16 protein-coding genes and 1 pseudogene are annotated in these 14648 nt (G+C 70.1%); 2 read left to right on the top strand and 15 right to left on the bottom strand.

Features of this window, described 5'->3' with window-relative positions; all coding sequences use genetic code 11:
- Positions 1 to 156 precede the first annotated feature (156 nt).
- Positions 157 to 291 (top strand): hypothetical protein, encoded by a 135-nt coding sequence (locus tag ABZ725_RS50815; protein WP_266695963.1) that lies wholly within the window; start codon positions 157 to 159, stop codon positions 289 to 291.
- A 438-nt stretch (positions 292 to 729) separates the two neighbouring features.
- Here ABZ725_RS50815 and ABZ725_RS50810 read toward each other — a convergent pair whose 3' ends face one another.
- The 6 genes from ABZ725_RS50810 to ABZ725_RS50785 all read right to left on the bottom strand — a co-directional run bounded on the left by ABZ725_RS50810 (position 730) and on the right by ABZ725_RS50785 (position 7277).
- Entirely contained in the window at positions 730 to 2319 is a 1590-nt protein-coding gene (locus ABZ725_RS50810) for a Na+/H+ antiporter (protein ID WP_358809179.1), read from the bottom strand.
- A 70-nt stretch (positions 2320 to 2389) separates the two neighbouring features.
- Positions 2390 to 3388, bottom strand: a complete 999-nt coding sequence (locus ABZ725_RS50805) for a zinc-binding dehydrogenase (protein WP_358809178.1) — start codon at positions 3386 to 3388, stop codon at positions 2390 to 2392.
- 122 nt (positions 3389 to 3510) lie between these two features.
- Positions 3511 to 4050 (bottom strand): YbhB/YbcL family Raf kinase inhibitor-like protein, encoded by a 540-nt coding sequence (locus tag ABZ725_RS50800; protein ID WP_358809177.1) that lies wholly within the window; start codon positions 4048 to 4050, stop codon positions 3511 to 3513.
- A 183-nt stretch (positions 4051 to 4233) separates the two neighbouring features.
- On the bottom strand, positions 4234 to 5169 hold the full coding sequence (locus ABZ725_RS50795) for an alpha/beta hydrolase (RefSeq protein ID WP_358809176.1): 936 nt from the start codon (positions 5167 to 5169) through the stop codon (positions 4234 to 4236).
- A 127-nt stretch (positions 5170 to 5296) separates the two neighbouring features.
- Positions 5297 to 6181, bottom strand: coding sequence for an NADP-dependent oxidoreductase (locus tag ABZ725_RS50790; RefSeq protein ID WP_358809175.1), 885 nt, complete (start codon positions 6179 to 6181; stop codon positions 5297 to 5299).
- A gap of 232 nt (positions 6182 to 6413) precedes the next feature.
- On the bottom strand, positions 6414 to 7277 hold the full coding sequence (locus ABZ725_RS50785; protein ID WP_358809174.1) for an alpha/beta hydrolase: 864 nt from the start codon (positions 7275 to 7277) through the stop codon (positions 6414 to 6416).
- Positions 7278 to 7490: 213 nt separating this feature from the next.
- On the opposite strand from ABZ725_RS50785, the gene ABZ725_RS50780 reads away from it, so the two are divergent.
- Positions 7491 to 8372, top strand: a complete 882-nt coding sequence (locus tag ABZ725_RS50780) for a helix-turn-helix transcriptional regulator (protein ID WP_358809173.1) — start codon at positions 7491 to 7493, stop codon at positions 8370 to 8372.
- Here the strand turns inward: ABZ725_RS50780 and ABZ725_RS50775 are convergent.
- From ABZ725_RS50775 to ABZ725_RS50735, 9 genes and pseudogenes are all read right to left on the bottom strand, one after another.
- Positions 8353 to 8829, bottom strand: coding sequence for a hypothetical protein (locus ABZ725_RS50775; RefSeq protein WP_358809172.1), 477 nt, complete (start codon positions 8827 to 8829; stop codon positions 8353 to 8355). The genes ABZ725_RS50780 and ABZ725_RS50775 overlap by 20 nt on opposite strands.
- A 373-nt stretch (positions 8830 to 9202) precedes the next feature.
- Positions 9203 to 9703, bottom strand: a complete 501-nt coding sequence (locus tag ABZ725_RS50770; protein ID WP_358809171.1) for a hypothetical protein — start codon at positions 9701 to 9703, stop codon at positions 9203 to 9205.
- A gap of 106 nt (positions 9704 to 9809) precedes the next feature.
- Positions 9810 to 10643 carry a transposase family protein gene (locus ABZ725_RS50765; RefSeq protein WP_358809170.1) on the bottom strand — a complete coding sequence of 278 codons (834 nt, stop codon included), beginning with the start codon at positions 10641 to 10643 and terminating at the stop codon, positions 9810 to 9812.
- A 71-nt stretch (positions 10644 to 10714) separates the two neighbouring features.
- Positions 10715 to 11170, bottom strand: a complete 456-nt coding sequence (locus ABZ725_RS50760) for a hypothetical protein (RefSeq protein WP_358809169.1) — start codon at positions 11168 to 11170, stop codon at positions 10715 to 10717.
- A gap of 113 nt (positions 11171 to 11283) precedes the next feature.
- Positions 11284 to 11799 (bottom strand): GNAT family N-acetyltransferase, encoded by a 516-nt coding sequence (locus ABZ725_RS50755; RefSeq protein ID WP_358809168.1) that lies wholly within the window; start codon positions 11797 to 11799, stop codon positions 11284 to 11286.
- Positions 11800 to 12125: 326 nt separating this feature from the next.
- A complete protein-coding gene (locus tag ABZ725_RS50750) occupies positions 12126 to 12323 on the bottom strand; it encodes a hypothetical protein (RefSeq protein ID WP_358809167.1) in 198 nt (65 codons plus the stop codon).
- Positions 12324 to 12489: 166 nt separating this feature from the next.
- On the bottom strand, positions 12490 to 12705 hold the full coding sequence (locus ABZ725_RS50745; RefSeq protein WP_055535516.1) for a hypothetical protein: 216 nt from the start codon (positions 12703 to 12705) through the stop codon (positions 12490 to 12492).
- A gap of 157 nt (positions 12706 to 12862) precedes the next feature.
- Positions 12863 to 14356: pseudogene (gene mobF, locus ABZ725_RS50740) on the bottom strand (MobF family relaxase); the annotation flags it as partial.
- Positions 14357 to 14464: 108 nt separating this feature from the next.
- Positions 14465 to 14648 (bottom strand): zinc-binding dehydrogenase (locus tag ABZ725_RS50735; RefSeq protein ID WP_358809166.1); only part of this gene is annotated, 184 nt, incomplete at its 5' end.

The following is a 14648-nucleotide window of genomic DNA, read 5'->3' as shown; positions in this document are numbered from 1 at the left end:
GGCTGGTCCGTCTTCGACGATGAACGCTGGATCTGCATTGTGTGCCGGGAACCCGTCAGTTCTTACCAGTACCGCTTCCATCCGCCCGAGTCCTCCAGTTTCGAGCGCTGCGTCGGGCTGGCATGGTGCTCCGGGTGCCGGATCTACTCGGGCAACATGGTTCACGTTCCTCGCGAGCGGGTCCTGGTCGACGCCCTTGCGTCGCTTCCTCCCGGCGATCGCGACCGGCTGCTCCGCAAGGAGGCCGCGTTGATCGACTATCTCGACCGCCGAGGCCTCAGGCAGCAATGAGCTGAGCACCACACTGAGCCAGCCCCGGGGAACCGGAGTGGCCGAGCGAAATACCGTCAAAGATCTCCTGAATCGCCTATCAGTACGACAAGCAGGTCCTGGTGACAAGACGTCAAGAGTGTCCTGAGACCTCACACCGACAGCCGGCCGCGCCGACCTCAGATCTCTTCTCGGCCAGAGACGTCGCTAGCGGACAGACCAACAGCGCATAACCGAAGTTATGGACAGGGTTTTGCCCTGTCCATTGTCCGGTGCGCAGCAAGCGGTCGTCCGTAAGGGGGCGCCGTTGACGAAGGGTGAACCTGGCGACAAGTAGCCCGCTAATGACCCTTAGATCGAAGGGTGAGACAGCGGAGAACCCCGGCGGTCCCGCCGAGGTCCTTCGTGGTGATGGGCCTGCTTCCGGTCAGACCTGCGGCGCGAACCGACAGGCCTCCATCAGTCCGCCGCCTCCTGCGGGGTCAGCCGGACTTCGTCGATGTCGAGGCGGGCCTGGACCTGTCGCAGGACGCTGTCGTCGATGTGGTTGTCGTCGCGGAGGCGGACGACGGTGGCGCGTTTGTGGGTGAGGAGGGCAAGGCGTAGGGCGGTGTCCTGCTCCGCGTGGCGCAGCGTCTGCCCGTCGTCGCTCTCGCTTTCTCCGGCGCTGGTGGCCTGGAGGTGGGTCTCGTACTCGCGGCGGATCCGCTCGGTGATCTCGGGGTCGGTGCCGAGCCCGGCGGCGATCCGCGGGAGGGCCTCGTACGCCTCCTCGGTGGCGGTGCTCTCGGCGAGGAGACGTTCTTCGTCCACCGCGGTGTCCCGGGGCAGCCCGGCCCAGAGGACCACGGCGGGCAGCAGCAGGCCCTGTACCAGGAGGGTGATGACGATGACGCCGGAGGTGACGAAGACGATCGTGTCGCGGTGGGGGAAGGCCTCGCCGGAATCGAGCATGTCGGGCACCGACAGGGCCAGTGCGAGTGAGACCGCGCCGCGGAAGCCTGCCAGCGACATGACGGCCCGGGGGCGGTTGCCCATGCGGCGCAGCCGTTGCTGGGGGCGGCGGTCGAGCAGGCGGATCAGGTACGGGAAGCTGTGGAGGAAGGCGAAGCGGGCCGCGATCAGTGTCGCGGAGACGGTGGCGACAGCGACGAGGGCGTCGGTGAGGTCGGAGCCGCTCAGAGTGCGGGCGGCCGACTGGGCCTGGAGTCCGACGAGGACGAACAGGGCGCCGTTGAGGCCGAAGGTCGCCAGGGACCAGAACGCCTCGGCCTGCCGTCGCATCGCGGCGACTCCGGCGAAGCGCGGGCCGGCCTGGCTCATGACGAGCCCGGCGACCACCACCGCCAGGACGCCGGAGGCTTCGATCTCCTCGGCGAGCAGGTAGGCGGTGAAGGGGATCACGATCAGGGCGACGTTGCCCAGCAGCGGGTCGGTGAACAGGCAGCGCAGCCGCAGGCCGAGCCAGGCGGTGACCGCGCCGGCCGCCGCTCCGCCGGCGTAGGAGATCAGGAACAGCCAGGTCACGTGGGGCACGCTGAAGGCCTCCTCCCCGACCGTGATACCGACCGCTAGCCCGTAGATCACCAGGGCGGTGCCGTCGTTGATCAGGCTCTCGGCGCGCAGCAGGGTGACGTTGCGGCGGGGAAGCACCCGGGCCAGCACGCCGACCGCGGTCGCGTCGGTGGGGGCGAGGGCCGCTCCGAGTACCCAGGCCGGTCCCCAGGGCAGGCCGAGGGCGTGGGCGACGGCGGCCACGGCCCATGCGGTGGCGATGACGAGCAGGGTACTCATCAACACGATGCCGCGCAGGTCCCGGCGGATCTCTCGCAGGGAGGTGGTCAGGCTCTCCCAGAACAGCAGGGCGGGGAGGAACAGCAGCAGCACCGCCTCGGGGGGCATCTGCACCTCGCGCAGGGCGGGGATGAAGCCGAGGACGGCTCCGGTGAGCAGCAGGAGGATGGGCGGGGCGATGCGCAGGTGAGGTCCGGCGGCGTTGCACAGCAGCACGGCCAGGCCGAGGACCACGACGAGTTCGAGAGCGAGCACGGCAGTCCTCCGTGGTCGTGTGCGGGCAAGGGCTGTCGGGAGGGAGCGTCAGGGGCTGTCGGGGCCAAAGTCAGGGCACCGTCAGAACGGTCTTTCCACGGGCCTGGTGGGTGCGTATGCGCTGGGCCGCTTCCTGCGCTTGGTGGAAGCCGTGGACGCTGTCGATGACGGGGCGGATCCGGCCGTCGGCGACGGCGGGCAGGACCTGGTGGGTCAGGGCGGTGATGACGCGGCCGAGGTTGGCCGGGCGGATGAAGCCGTAGGAGACGCCGTGCACGGTCAGATTGCGGTAGGAGAGGGCGTCGAGGTCGACGGTGGAGGCGGACCCGTCCAGGCGACCGATGTTGACGACATGGCCACCGGTGCGGGTGGCGGGCAGGCAGGCGGCGAAGGCGGGGCCGCCGACATGGTCGAGGACGATGTCCGCGCCGTCGCCGCCGGTCGCCTTCAGGACAGCCTGGGTGAGGTCCTGGCGGGTGGTGACGATGACCGTGTCGGCCCCGGCCGCGGTGAGCAGAGCAGCCCTGCTGGGCGACCGGGTGGTGGCCAGCACGCCAGATGCGCCGAGGGTTTTGGCGATCCGGATGCCGAGCAGGCCGATGGCGGAGGTGGCCCCGGTGATGAGAACCCGGTGGCCTGGGCGGAAGCCGGACACCGAGAGGGCGCCGTGTTCGGTGAGCAGGCCGGTGGGCAGGGCTGCTGCCTCCTCGTAGCCGATGCCTTCGGGAATGCCGATCACGTGCCGGTGGTCGGCCGGCACGTACTGGGCGAAGGCACGCGGGGCGGTGCCCATGACGGGTCGGCCCACTGCCAGGGTGTCGACGCCGTCGCCGAGCGCGACGACCTCTCCCGCGAACTCGTAGCCCGCCTGGTACGCCTCGCCCTGACCTGTGGACGGGTCGTAGGACTGCCGGAGCAGCGGCACGTCGGCGTGGTTGAGGGAGACCGCCCGCGCCCGCACCAGCACCTGGCCGGGGCCCGGCTCGGGCACAGGCACCTCGCGGGCCTGCCAGTCGGGGCCGAGGCCGCCGAAGAGAGCGGTCATGGTCGTCGGGCGCCTCGTGGTCATGAATCTCCCGGTGTCCGTGCGCCGTGCGGCAACGCGGTGCCGTGTGAGGACGGGGCGGCCGGGGAGGGGACTGGCCCGTGGACGTGATGCCGACTGCCTCGACCGCTGTCTGCTTGATGGGGTCAGGCAGGTGTCTGTGAGGTGGGGGTGAGGGTGGCGCGGGCCAGGGTGTGGCCGTACAGCTGGAAGCCCAGCCAGGCCGGGGTGGCGCTGTCGTCGATGTCGAGGTGCGGGGTGTCGAGTGCGTGGACGACGAAGTAGTAGCGGTGCGGGCCGTGGCCGGGCGGTGGCGCGGCGCCCAGGAACCGCCGCTGTCCGGCGTCGTTGGCCAGCGTCCTCGCGCCGTCGGGCAGGCCGGCTCCACTCCCGTCGCCGGCGCCGGAAGCCAGCTCGGTGACGGTGGCGGGGATGTCGAGGACCGCCCAGTGCCAGAACCCGCTCGCGGTCGGGGCGTCCGCGTCGTAGCAGGTCACTGCGAGACTCTGCGTCGCTGAGGGCTGTCCCTCCCAGGCCAGGTGCGGCGAGCGGTCCTGACCCAGGCCGCCGAAGATCCCGCTGCGCTGCGCGACACCGAGGGCCTGGCCGTCGGCGATGTCGTCACTGCGCAGTCGGAAGGTCGGCACCGGGGGCAGGAAGCTGTAGGGGTCGGGTGTCTGGGGCATTGCTCGTTCTCCAGATGGAGGGGGTGGGGTGCATCTCCGCGCCCCCGTCTGGGCGGTCACCGGCCGGGGTCCGTGGTGGTTCGGCCCTGGGACGCCTGGCAGCGGGGGTGCGAGGGGGTGGCCGGCGCCGGTGTCCCGGCGCCGGCCAGGGGGGTCAGCGGACCGGCCGGTGGAGCCGACTGGTCAGAGGTGCTTGTTGTAGAAGGGGATCAGGGTGGCCAGGGCCTGCTCGGTGGCCTCGGGCTTCCAGTACATGTCGTAGTGGGACTGGCCGGGCACGACGAGGATGTCCTTCTCCTGCGAGCGCGCCCGGTTGAGGAGGTCGAACCCGTCGCGGTAGGCGCCGAACTCGCCCGGGATGCCGCCGACCACGATCTGGAGCGGCTGTGTGAGGAGCTTCTCGGCCAGGTGGTAGGCGTCCCAGCCGAGGGTGGCTCCCATGTGGGAGAACAGGGATTTGTTCACGCCGTTGGGCTGCTGCCCGCGGTCGGTGCGGTAGTACTTGGTGGCCTCCAGTACGTCGAGCGCGGTGATGCCGAGCTCGGCCGCCTTCTCCGGCGATTCGGGCAGGGCGACGTCGACGCGCGGCTCGGCGCCCCGGGCTTCGGCGGTGCGCTGCTTGGCGACGGCGTCCAGGGCCGTGATCGCCTTGTCGGAGCCGGTGTCGGCGCTGAGGGCGCCCTCGCGCATCAGGCGGCCGAAGTTGACGGCGGTGACGGTGCCGACAGCCTTGAAGCGGCGTTCGGTCATCGCCGCATTCACGGCGTAGCCGCCACCGCCGCAGATGCCCAGGACGCCGATGCGGTCCTCGTCGATGTAGTCGAGGGTGACCAGGTAGTCCACGGCGCAGCGGAAGTCCTCCACCCGCAGGCCGGGGTCCTCGATCCAGCGGGGCTCGCCGCCGCTGGCGCCCTGGTGGGTGGCATCGAAGGCGAGGACGACGTAGCCGGCTTCGGCGAGCTTGGCGCCATAGATGTTGCCGGAGGTCTGCTCCTTGCAGCTGCCGATCGGGTGGGCGCTGACGATCGCCGGGTACGTCCGGTCCGGGTCGAAGCCGGGCGGGAAGTAGAGGTCGGCGGCGACGTCCAGGTTCTTGTTCTTGAAGGTCACGGATTCCACGGGGGAAACACCTCGTTCGTTGTCGGTTGGATGATGTGAATCGGTTCGCGCCGGGCGTGCCGGGAGGCGGGGCGCGGCGCCATGCCCTGCCAGCTGCCGGAGGCAGTCCGGTGGGCCTGTGCAGGGGTCAGGGTGTGAGGACGACGCGTCCTCGGAGCCCGGGCGCGGATGCGTGGGCATAGGCGGTCGCGGCCTGGTCGAACGTCTGCTGTTCGGCCGTTCTGACGCGTAGCTCGCCCCGGTCGACGTGCGCGGCCAGAGCGGTCAGCTGGCTCGCGTCGGGATGGGCGTTGAGGAACCCGCTCTCGACTTCGGGGAGCGACTGCCCGACCGTGCTCAGGAAACGGCCGCCAGGACGGATCACGTGACGCCATGCGTCGTCGATGCGCGCGGTGGCGAGCATCTTGTCCACCCCCAAGGGGCAGGCGGCCCGCACTTCGGCGACGGCGGTGTGACCGCGAGCGACGAAGCGGGCTCCGAGCCCGGCCACGAAATCGGCGTCCGCCGGTGACGCGACGCCCCACACCTCGGCCCCCTGGGCGACGGCGAGGTCGATCGCGAACCCTCCGATCGAACCGGCGGCACCGACAACCAGCAACGATTCACCGGCCGTGATGCCCAGCCCGGCCAGCGCCTGCCACGCCGTCGAGCCATTGAGCGGCAGCGTCGCGGCGTGTGCGGCGTCGATGGTGCGAGGCGCCTCGGCTGTCGCCGACGCGTCGAGGACCACGTATTCCGCCTGGGTCCCACGGCCGCTGGACAGCCAGTAGGTCCACCCGATGACGGCGTCTCCCGGACGGAACCCGCGGACACCCTGGCCGACGGCGTCCACGACGCCCGCCGCCTCCCAGCCCAGGGTTCGGTTCCGCGGACCGGACCGGGATGTGTCCACGTCGATGGGGTTGATCCCGGCTGCGGCGACCCGCACCAGAACCTGCCCTGCCGACGGCTGCGGCTGGGGGACGTCGACCACCGACACCACTGTGCTCGGGGATGACGTCACTGCCTTCATGACTCCTCCTTGGCAAGACGAGCCCCCACGTTCGTCTTCATTTCCTTCGGCTCTCCTTTCGCAGGAGAGATGAGCGGCACCATCAGCCGGATCCGTGCGCCCCGGCATTCCGCAGCGCCTTCGGATTCCCGGACCTCACCTACGTCAACGCCGTCACCGGCGTCCGAGGCCTCGACCGACGGGGCGCCGCCGGGTCAGAGGTACTTCGTGAAGAACGGCGTCAGGTGGGCCGTCACCTGGTCGACGTACTCGGGAGCGTCGTAGAGGGAGACGTGCCCGGCACCCTCGACGACGGCCAGCTCCGTGGGGCGTTGGCCCGGGGCAGGAGCTGCTCGGCCTGCCACAGGGAGCCCGCCCTGCTGCCGGCGACCATGAGGAGCGGCTGGGTGAGCAGCGTCTCGACCTGGTGGAACGCGTCGAAGGCGTAGATGTTCGCGATGCTGGTGAAGAGCATGCGGTTGTCGGCGTTCGGGTGCTGGGCGCGGGGTGTGCGGTAGTAGTCGTGGGCCTCGGCCATGTCGGGGACGGTGGTCTCGTCCACGGTCTCGGGCACGTACGGCACGACGGCGGCGTCGGCGCCCCGGGCCTCGGCGGTCCGCTGGGCCGCGACCGCGTCGAGGGTGGCGAGCTGGGTGGCGACGGGCTCGGCGCCGTCCCAGCCCAGGCGGTAGGCGGCTCCGATGTCGATCGGGCTGATGGTGCCGACGGCCTCGATACGGCGATCGGTCATCGTGGCGTTGACGGCGTACCCGGCGCCGGCGCAGATGCCCAGCACGCCGATGCGGTCGGCGTCGACGAAGCCGAGCGTGGACAGGTGGTCCACGGCCGCCCGCACGTCCTCGACGCGGGAGGCGGGGTCTTCGAGGTGGCGGGGCGTTCCGCCGCTCTCCCCCTGGTGGGAGGCGTCGAAGGCGAGGGTGACGAAGCCCTCGCGGGCGAGCTGGGCGGCGTAGAGGCCGGCCGTCTGCTCCTTGACGCCGCCACCGGGGTGCACGGACACGACCGCCGGATACGACCGGTCCTCGGAGAAGCCGTCCGGGAGGTGGAGGTTCCCGGCCATGGTGACGCCGGCGTTGTCGAAGGTGACGTGCTGCACGGTGATGTCCTTCGCTGATCTGTCCGGGAAAAGGCCGGGAGACCGCCGTTCCCCCGATCGGGGTGAAACCAAGCCCGCGGAGCCGGTCCGAAACCATGCGATCCGCGAGCCGACGACCATGCAACCGCCGCATCGCCGAACGAGGGAGTCACCGCTGAAAGGTGTCATGGCGGGGCACCCCACCCGGCCCTGCGGCTGCCTAGCCTGGAAGGCATGGACCACCGCAGCGAGATCCGCGAGTTCCTGACCTCCCGCCGGGCCAGGATCACCCCCGACCAGGCCGGACTGCCCAGCTACGGCACCCGCCGGGTCCCCGGGCTGCGCCGCGCGGAGGCCGCGCAGCTCGCCGGGGTCAGCGTCGAGTACTACGCCCGCCTGGAGCGCGGCAACCTCACCGGGGTGTCCGACACGGTCCTGGACGCGCTGGCCCGCGCCCTGCGCCTGGACGACGCCGAACGGGCCCACCTCCACGACCTGGCCCGCGCCGCCGGAACGAGTCCGCGCCGACGCAGACCGACCAGGGCCCCGCAGAGCGTGCGCCCCAACGTCCAGCGCCTCCTCGACACGATGACCGACACCCCGGCAGCCGTCATCAACGGCCGCACCGACGTCCTGGCGACCAACGCACTCGGCCGCGCCCTGTTCGCACCGCTCCACGACACCACGACGCACCCGCCCAACCACGCCAGGTTCATCTACCTCGACGCCCGCTCCCGCGACTTCTGGGACAACTGGGACCACGCCGCGGACGACGCCGTGGCCCTGCTGCACGCACACGCCGGCCGCAACCCCTTCGACCCGGACCTGACCGCCCTGATCGGCGAACTGTCCACCCGCAGCACGGACTTCCGCGCCCGCTGGGCCCGCCACGACGTACGCCGACACACCACCGGCTTCAAACACCTCCGCCACCCCGCCGTCGGCACCCTCCACCTCACCTTCGAGGCCATGGCACTCGTCACCGACGACGACCTGACCCTCCTCGCCTTCGGCGCCGAGCCAGGCACCGCATCCGAGGACGGCCTGCGCCTGCTGGCGACCTGGGCGGCCACCCACGATCAGCAGCCCTCGGTCCCTACCGTCGACGAGACCTGAGCGATCGGCCTGGACCCTCCCAGCACCCCGCGAACGCCTCAGCTCTCGTCGCTGCCGCCTCTTGGCTCTGGATCGCCGGGTCCGGCCGGGCGCGAGCGGGCAGTGCCAGAACGGTGGCACCTTGGCGCAGGGCGGTGCTTTCGAGGGTGAACTGCCGAATGGCCTCCTCGTACAGGGCCAGGGTGCGGCGCAGGTCCGTGTTCTCCTGCCGGAGCCGGTGCAGGTTCGCCTCCCTGCGCTCGCTGGTCTTCTCGTTGGGCGCCGCGGGTGGGGCGGGGGTGGGGACGCGGGGCCGGAAGTGGGTGTCGATCAGGTCGTTGTAGTGGCGGTGGAAGGTGGCGTGCGGGATGCCGAGGTGGCGTTCGACGGTGGGGCGGCGTCCGGTGGCGGCGGCCTGGTCGAGGATGTGGTCGATGGCGGCCTTGACGGCGTCGGTGTCGGGCAGGGCGCGTTTCACGGCGGGGGCTCCGGGGCGTGTCGGGTCAGGAAGGCGGCGGTCTCGCGGCGTTGTTCTTCGAGGCGGTGACGGAGCCCTGACCATCGTCGCCCTTGCCCAGGAAGCCGGCGTCCCCCGCAACGCACTCACCCAACGCCATCCGGATCTGAAGAACGCTTTCTACGCCATGGTCCGCCAGAAGGCCCAACCTGCCGAAGCCTGTTTGTAAGCACTTCTTTGAGCCTCCGCCAACTTGAAGACGCAGGTCAAAGGGATGGTGTGACCGGTTCTCGGGTTGCTCACGCTGGTCACTGACGGCAGTTTGAGCAGTAGATCGTCCGTCAGGCTGTGTTGTATTGCTGGCGCCAACGGCCCGCAGCGCCAATCTTCATGCCTACTGCGGCAGGTTGGACTCGTCCGCCTTGCGGAAGATGTCTCCGCACGTAGGGGAGGACACCGCCTCGCGGGCTGCAACGACGGTCAGCGTATGGCGCACTTCCGTGCTCAGCCGAACGAGCTGGAGACTGGTCTGGCCGCCCTTATAGGCGTGCAGGCGGAAGACTTTGACCGCGATTTCGTCGCGGTCGTCGGCGAAGGTGTCTGGGAGCCCGGCGAGTAGTTCGAAGTCTTGCTTGCCGGTCGCCGCGTCGGCCACGGCGCTGAGGGTCAGGGTCTCGACCTCTGATGCGGACAAGGAAGTGTCCACCGCGACAGCGTGGGCGGCTAAGGCCGCGAAGACCTCAATGAGTCGTTCTCCCACCGCCACGTCAATGCCCCAGGAGTGCAGCCGCTCTCGGCGGCGATCCTGGCGCCATGGCTCCTGGTCCAGCAGTGGCAGCAGGACGCGACCCAGGTACGCGCAGCGACGCCACAGCGTGTCGTGGTCCGAGGTCATGATCGGTCCTCTCTGCAGCAGTTGGAGGGCCTGCCGCCTGAGCGGCGCAGGCCCTCCAACTTCCCACTACACCCAGGCTAGGTACAGGACGAGGCTGGATGTCGTCTCAGCGGTTGACTTCGAGACTTGTCAGGACGAGCAGGGCCCGCAGGAGGCGCGTGGCGCGAGCGGGATCGGTACGGAGCTTGGTGAGGATCCGCCAGTTCTTGAGGTGGGCGAAGCCGTGTTCGACCGGTGCCCGTCCGACGGCGAGGACTCGGTTGGCGGTCCTCTGGCCGGGAGTGAGCTTGTGAGTGCGGCTGGCGTGGAAGCCGGTGACGATCACGGGGTCCAGTACGTCGTTGTCCAAGCCGCGGAAGCCGAGGTCCGCCAGCGCCCCGAGGCCGGCGGCACGTAGGTGGGCCAGGATGTGGTCGTGGCGGGCGGCGGTGTTGTCATGGGTGCGGCCGGGCCGTGCGGCAGATATCCAGATCAAGCGACCCCTCTCGTCGGTCAGGGCGAGAAAGTGCAGGCCGTGATGGTGGTGTTTACCGGAGTAGTTCCGCCGGTTGGCCTTTCCGGTGCGGCGCTGTGTGGGGATGAGGGTGCCGTCGATCAGGACCACCTCCCCACCCTGCTTGGCGACCTTCTTCAGGGCGCGGTCCAGGCGCGGCGCCTGGGCGGCGAGCAGGGTGATCAGCTCGTCGCGCCAGCGGCGGACGGTGGACTCGGACACGTTGTTGCCGCTGGCCATGTCGGCCAAGCGCTGGTCGTGACGCAGGACAGCCAGGACGATCACCGCGATCTTCCCGGGTGGCAGGATCCGCCAACTGGACCGTATTGCCTTCAGGTGGCGCCGCAGCAGATCGGCGAGGTGGTTGACGGTGCGCGGGGACAGCGGCAGACGGCACTGGTAGACAAGCGGGCAGGTGTCCTCGGCGCGCTCTTTGGTATTCGTCACACAATTCCAACGGCAGCCGGGGGCACCCAGGTTACGCCCGTGCCAAGCCGCTCCGAGTGGCGGTGCTCTGGTCACGGACGAGTGGTGAACCGGCCGTCGGGCAGTTTCCGCAGCCAGCCGCGATCAGCGAGTCTGACCAGCTTGCTGCGTAGCGGTTCCAGCTTGGCCCGAACGCTGACGTCCACCCCCACCACCTCGCCGACCTCGCGGGCCATGACCGGTCCAGCAGCCTGCCGCACGGCGGCGATGATGCGCTGGTAGTCCCCCGGGAGCGAGTCTTCCTCCACGCCCGGTTCGCGGTGCGGGATCAGCATCACTGCTCGTCCAGCCACCTGCCCGGGCACTGGCCCGGCCATGGCGCGTTCCTCGGCGAGCTGCCCAGTCATCCGTTCAAGGACACGTTCGGCGACGGCGAGTTCGTCCCGCTCGGCCCGCACTTCCGCAAGCTGTTTGGCCAGCTGTTCTTCGAGTTCGTCCAGCTCCGCGCGACGCGCGGTGATCCGTTCCAGCAGTTCGGGATCCAGCATGGACCGGATCGTAGAAGGCCGCCCGTTCACGGTGAGGGGAACCGACAAGTTGGCCCCTGGAGAGGGAGATGGCAGTCCTCGACCTGACAAGGATGCACACAGCGTCGCTTGACTCAAAGCAGGCGCTGGTAGCGGAGCTCCGTGAGCGTGATCCCGTCGTAGACGTCGTCCTGAGCCGCACCGTCAGCCTGGTAGCCGGCTCGTTCGTAGAAGCGCTGGGCTCGTTGGTTGTCACGCAGAACCCACAAAGCTGACGCCTCGAAGCCCTGGCTCTTCATCTGAGCATGAGCCTCACCGAGGAGGATCCGGCCGATGCCCTGGCCGATCAGATCAGGCGAGAGGTACAGGGCGTAGACCTCACCGACCCGTCCCAGACCGGGCATCTCACTTCGACACGGCCCAAAGCAGATCCACCCCACCGGGCCACCGTCACCGAGCGCCACAAGGTCTCGTGACTTTCGTCCGGGTTGAGAAAACCACTGCCGCCGTTGACCGGCATCACCTTCCACCGTCATGGCATCCAAATACGTCTGGGGAACGACGCCGGCGTACGCCGCCTGCCATCCTCGGACTCGGATCGCCGAAACGGCCTCGATGTCGGCCGCATCCATCTCCCGCACGTGCACCATCGCGCCACCGTAGTGGCACAGGTACCTCAGGACGAACCGCTTTACCCCGCTGTTGGTGTCTCCCCTAACGAGAGCGGCTCCTGACGAACGATCTTCTCCGCGGACTCCCGGCCACCACCAGCGTGAGCACTCCGAGAACCGGTCACACCAGCCCTTTGATCTGCGACTTCAAGTTGGCGGAGGCTCGCCGGGGCGCACCGGTGCGGCGGCCGGGAGTGAACGTCATCGCCGGTGCGCGCACCGGTACGCAGGATGAAGTTCATCGTGGTGCGCCTCGGTGCGCGCGATGCGTTTCATCGGCGGGCACGGTGCGCGCGTCGTTCGGTTCATCCCCGGCGGTGTCTGCGGCGGTGCACGGGCTGCCACGGCGGGTTCGGCTTGCCGCTGGGGTGCTGCCGGATGCGGCGACGGCGCGGCGGCAACCTCGGGGCCGGGTACAGCGCCACCCGCAGCCGGGACGTGTCGGCGAGCTCTTTCAGTCGCTCCAGACGCTCCGGGGAGAGCAGCGGGATCGGATCAACCATCGGGGCCTCCAGGCTTCGGCTGGTCTCTCCCCGTACCCTCGCCGCCGCCCGCCAGATGCCGGGGCCCGCCCGCCGGTCGCGTCCCGGCATCTGGCCCGGCGACTTCGTCCCCCGTCCCGCAGGGCGGGTAGGGATGGCGTCGTTGGACGGACAAGGCTCACAGAGTTCAGGGACTGCCCGACTGCGTGACACCCCGCGCGAGTTGGCCGACGACGTCGAAGACGGTCTGGCCGAACGCGGTGGGGGCGATCAGCACGCCGAAGACCAACACGATGACGACGGTCAGCTGCTCGTCGTTCCGGCTTCGGGCCTGCGTACGCCGCCGCAGCCGCATGACGATGATGACCGCCAGCAGCACCGCCACATTGATCGTCAGAACCATCCGGCCAGCCCTCCCCGTCAGACCCGAACGTCCCAGCCCACAAGTAACCCCGAACCACTCCGTGCGGTGGGTCGATTACTGATCGTTGGCGGCAAAACGCTTTTCCCCGACCGGATTTCGGGCCTTGACCAGCACGTCGGCAAGGCACCACCTCCATCTACGGGCCGTTCTGTCCCCCTTCAGCGCTCGAGGCCGCCCCCTCTCCCCTGGGAGTTGCGTGGTGCTGCTGCTGGTCTGCGGGACCGACCGCGTCCGTGGCCAGCTCCGGCTGCTCGGAGTGCTTGAGCTGATGTTCGGCGACGGCGCGTCCACGGGCGTCGGTCTCGAGCTTGAGGGCGGCGAGCCGGGCGAGGTTCTCCGGGGTGTGCATCCACGTCTCCGGGTCGGTCGTGCGGCCCTCCAGCAGCTCGGGCATCGCGGCCTGCTGGTGGGCCTGGATGGCCGCGGCCCGCTGCGCCGGGGTGAGGGCGGCGTCCCGGTCCGGGTGGTCGACGGCGTGCGGCTCGGTCGCCGCCTGGTCGTGGTTGTAGTCGTTGGCGTGTGCGGCGGCCGACGTGGGCGCGGCCCGTGCTTCGTCCCGCGCGGTGGGTGCGGTGCGGGCGTCGCGGATCGCGTTCCGCAGGGCGAGGCTGGCGACCCGGGCGCGCTCGTCCCTGCTCGACTCCCGGGGTGGCTTGCCGTCGGTGCTGGCGATCCACCACCGATGGGGCCAGGCGAAGTCGGCGGTGTAGGTGAGCTGGTCCGGTGCCGGGGTCGGGCGGCCTGGTCGGGGAACGGTGAGCCGGCGGGAGTGGCGGGCGAGGGCCGCGTCGGCGATGTCGTCGTCCAGGCCGGGCTCGAAGGCGCGACCACGCAGTGTCTCCAGAAGGTGCCGGCGCGCTTCGGCCAGGACGTGACGGCGGGCGAAGGTGCGGCGCACGGTGAAGACAATGGCGGCGACGTCCACGGCGGCGAGCGCGGTATCCACCCGCGGGCCCACCCGGGCCCGGATCGCCGCGCCGGCCGCCCGGCACCGCTCCAGCAGCCCGTCGACCATCTGCCTGCCGAAGCGCAGGATCGCGGACGCACGCCACCACGCGCGCAGTTGCTCCAGCGGCTTCGGGGTCTTCTTCGCCCGGCGCGTGTCCTGCGCCGCCCACCACCCGAGTCCATGGCGGGCGCGCTCGCCGGGCAGTCGCCCGTGCCTGGCGACGCACGTGTCGGTGATGCCTTCCAGGGCCGCGTCGATCTGCTGGCGGCGGGTGGCCGACCAGTCGATGAGCTCCTGCTCCACCCCGGCGATCTCCATGACCGGACGCAGACCGGGCGTCACCTCCCGGGGCACGGTCGCCAGCCGGAGCTCCTCACACACCTCTGTCGTCATCGTGAGGGTGTAGAGCGTCCCGGCCGCCACGACGTTCTGGTAAAGACGCCGGGTGTCGAGCGCACCCCAGATGCCGTCCGGGCGCTGCACGCGATTCAGGATCAGAAGATGGTCATGGAGTAGAGGGAAGCCGTCCCTGTTGTCGAAGTGCCTCCACCGCGAGACCACCAGAGCCGGTGCCTTCGCACGCTTTCGGCCCGAGGACCACCGGGTCTCCGCGACCTCGTCCTCCAGCCAGCGCAGCATGGTGGCGATGGCCCGCTCATGGGCCCGTGTCAGTGGCCAGTTGTGTTTCCCCGCTGGCGGCCACTTGACGGGGAGTCATCTGGCCGCCAACGGTGACACTGCGTTGATGTTCCGGGGTGCCAGCTCGATGGTCGCCTCGGCCAGCCGGGGCTACGGACGGAGCACGATCTTGCCGTGGGTGTGCCCCCGTTCCAGCTCGCGGAACGCGTCTCGCACCCGCTCCAGCGGGTAGGTGCGGCCGATCGGCACCTCCAGCTCCCCGCGCGTGGCAAGCCGGGCCAGCTCGCCGAGCACGACCGCGCACGCCGCCGCACCTTCTCCGTAGGTTTGCGCC

Origin of the sequence: Streptomyces sp. NPDC006872 (assembly GCF_040635845.1) — a bacterium.
Classification (GTDB): Bacteria; Actinomycetota; Actinomycetes; order Streptomycetales; family Streptomycetaceae; genus Streptomyces.
The sequence above is the reverse complement of the archived record's forward strand: the minus strand, read 5'-3'. Positions and strand labels throughout refer to the sequence as shown.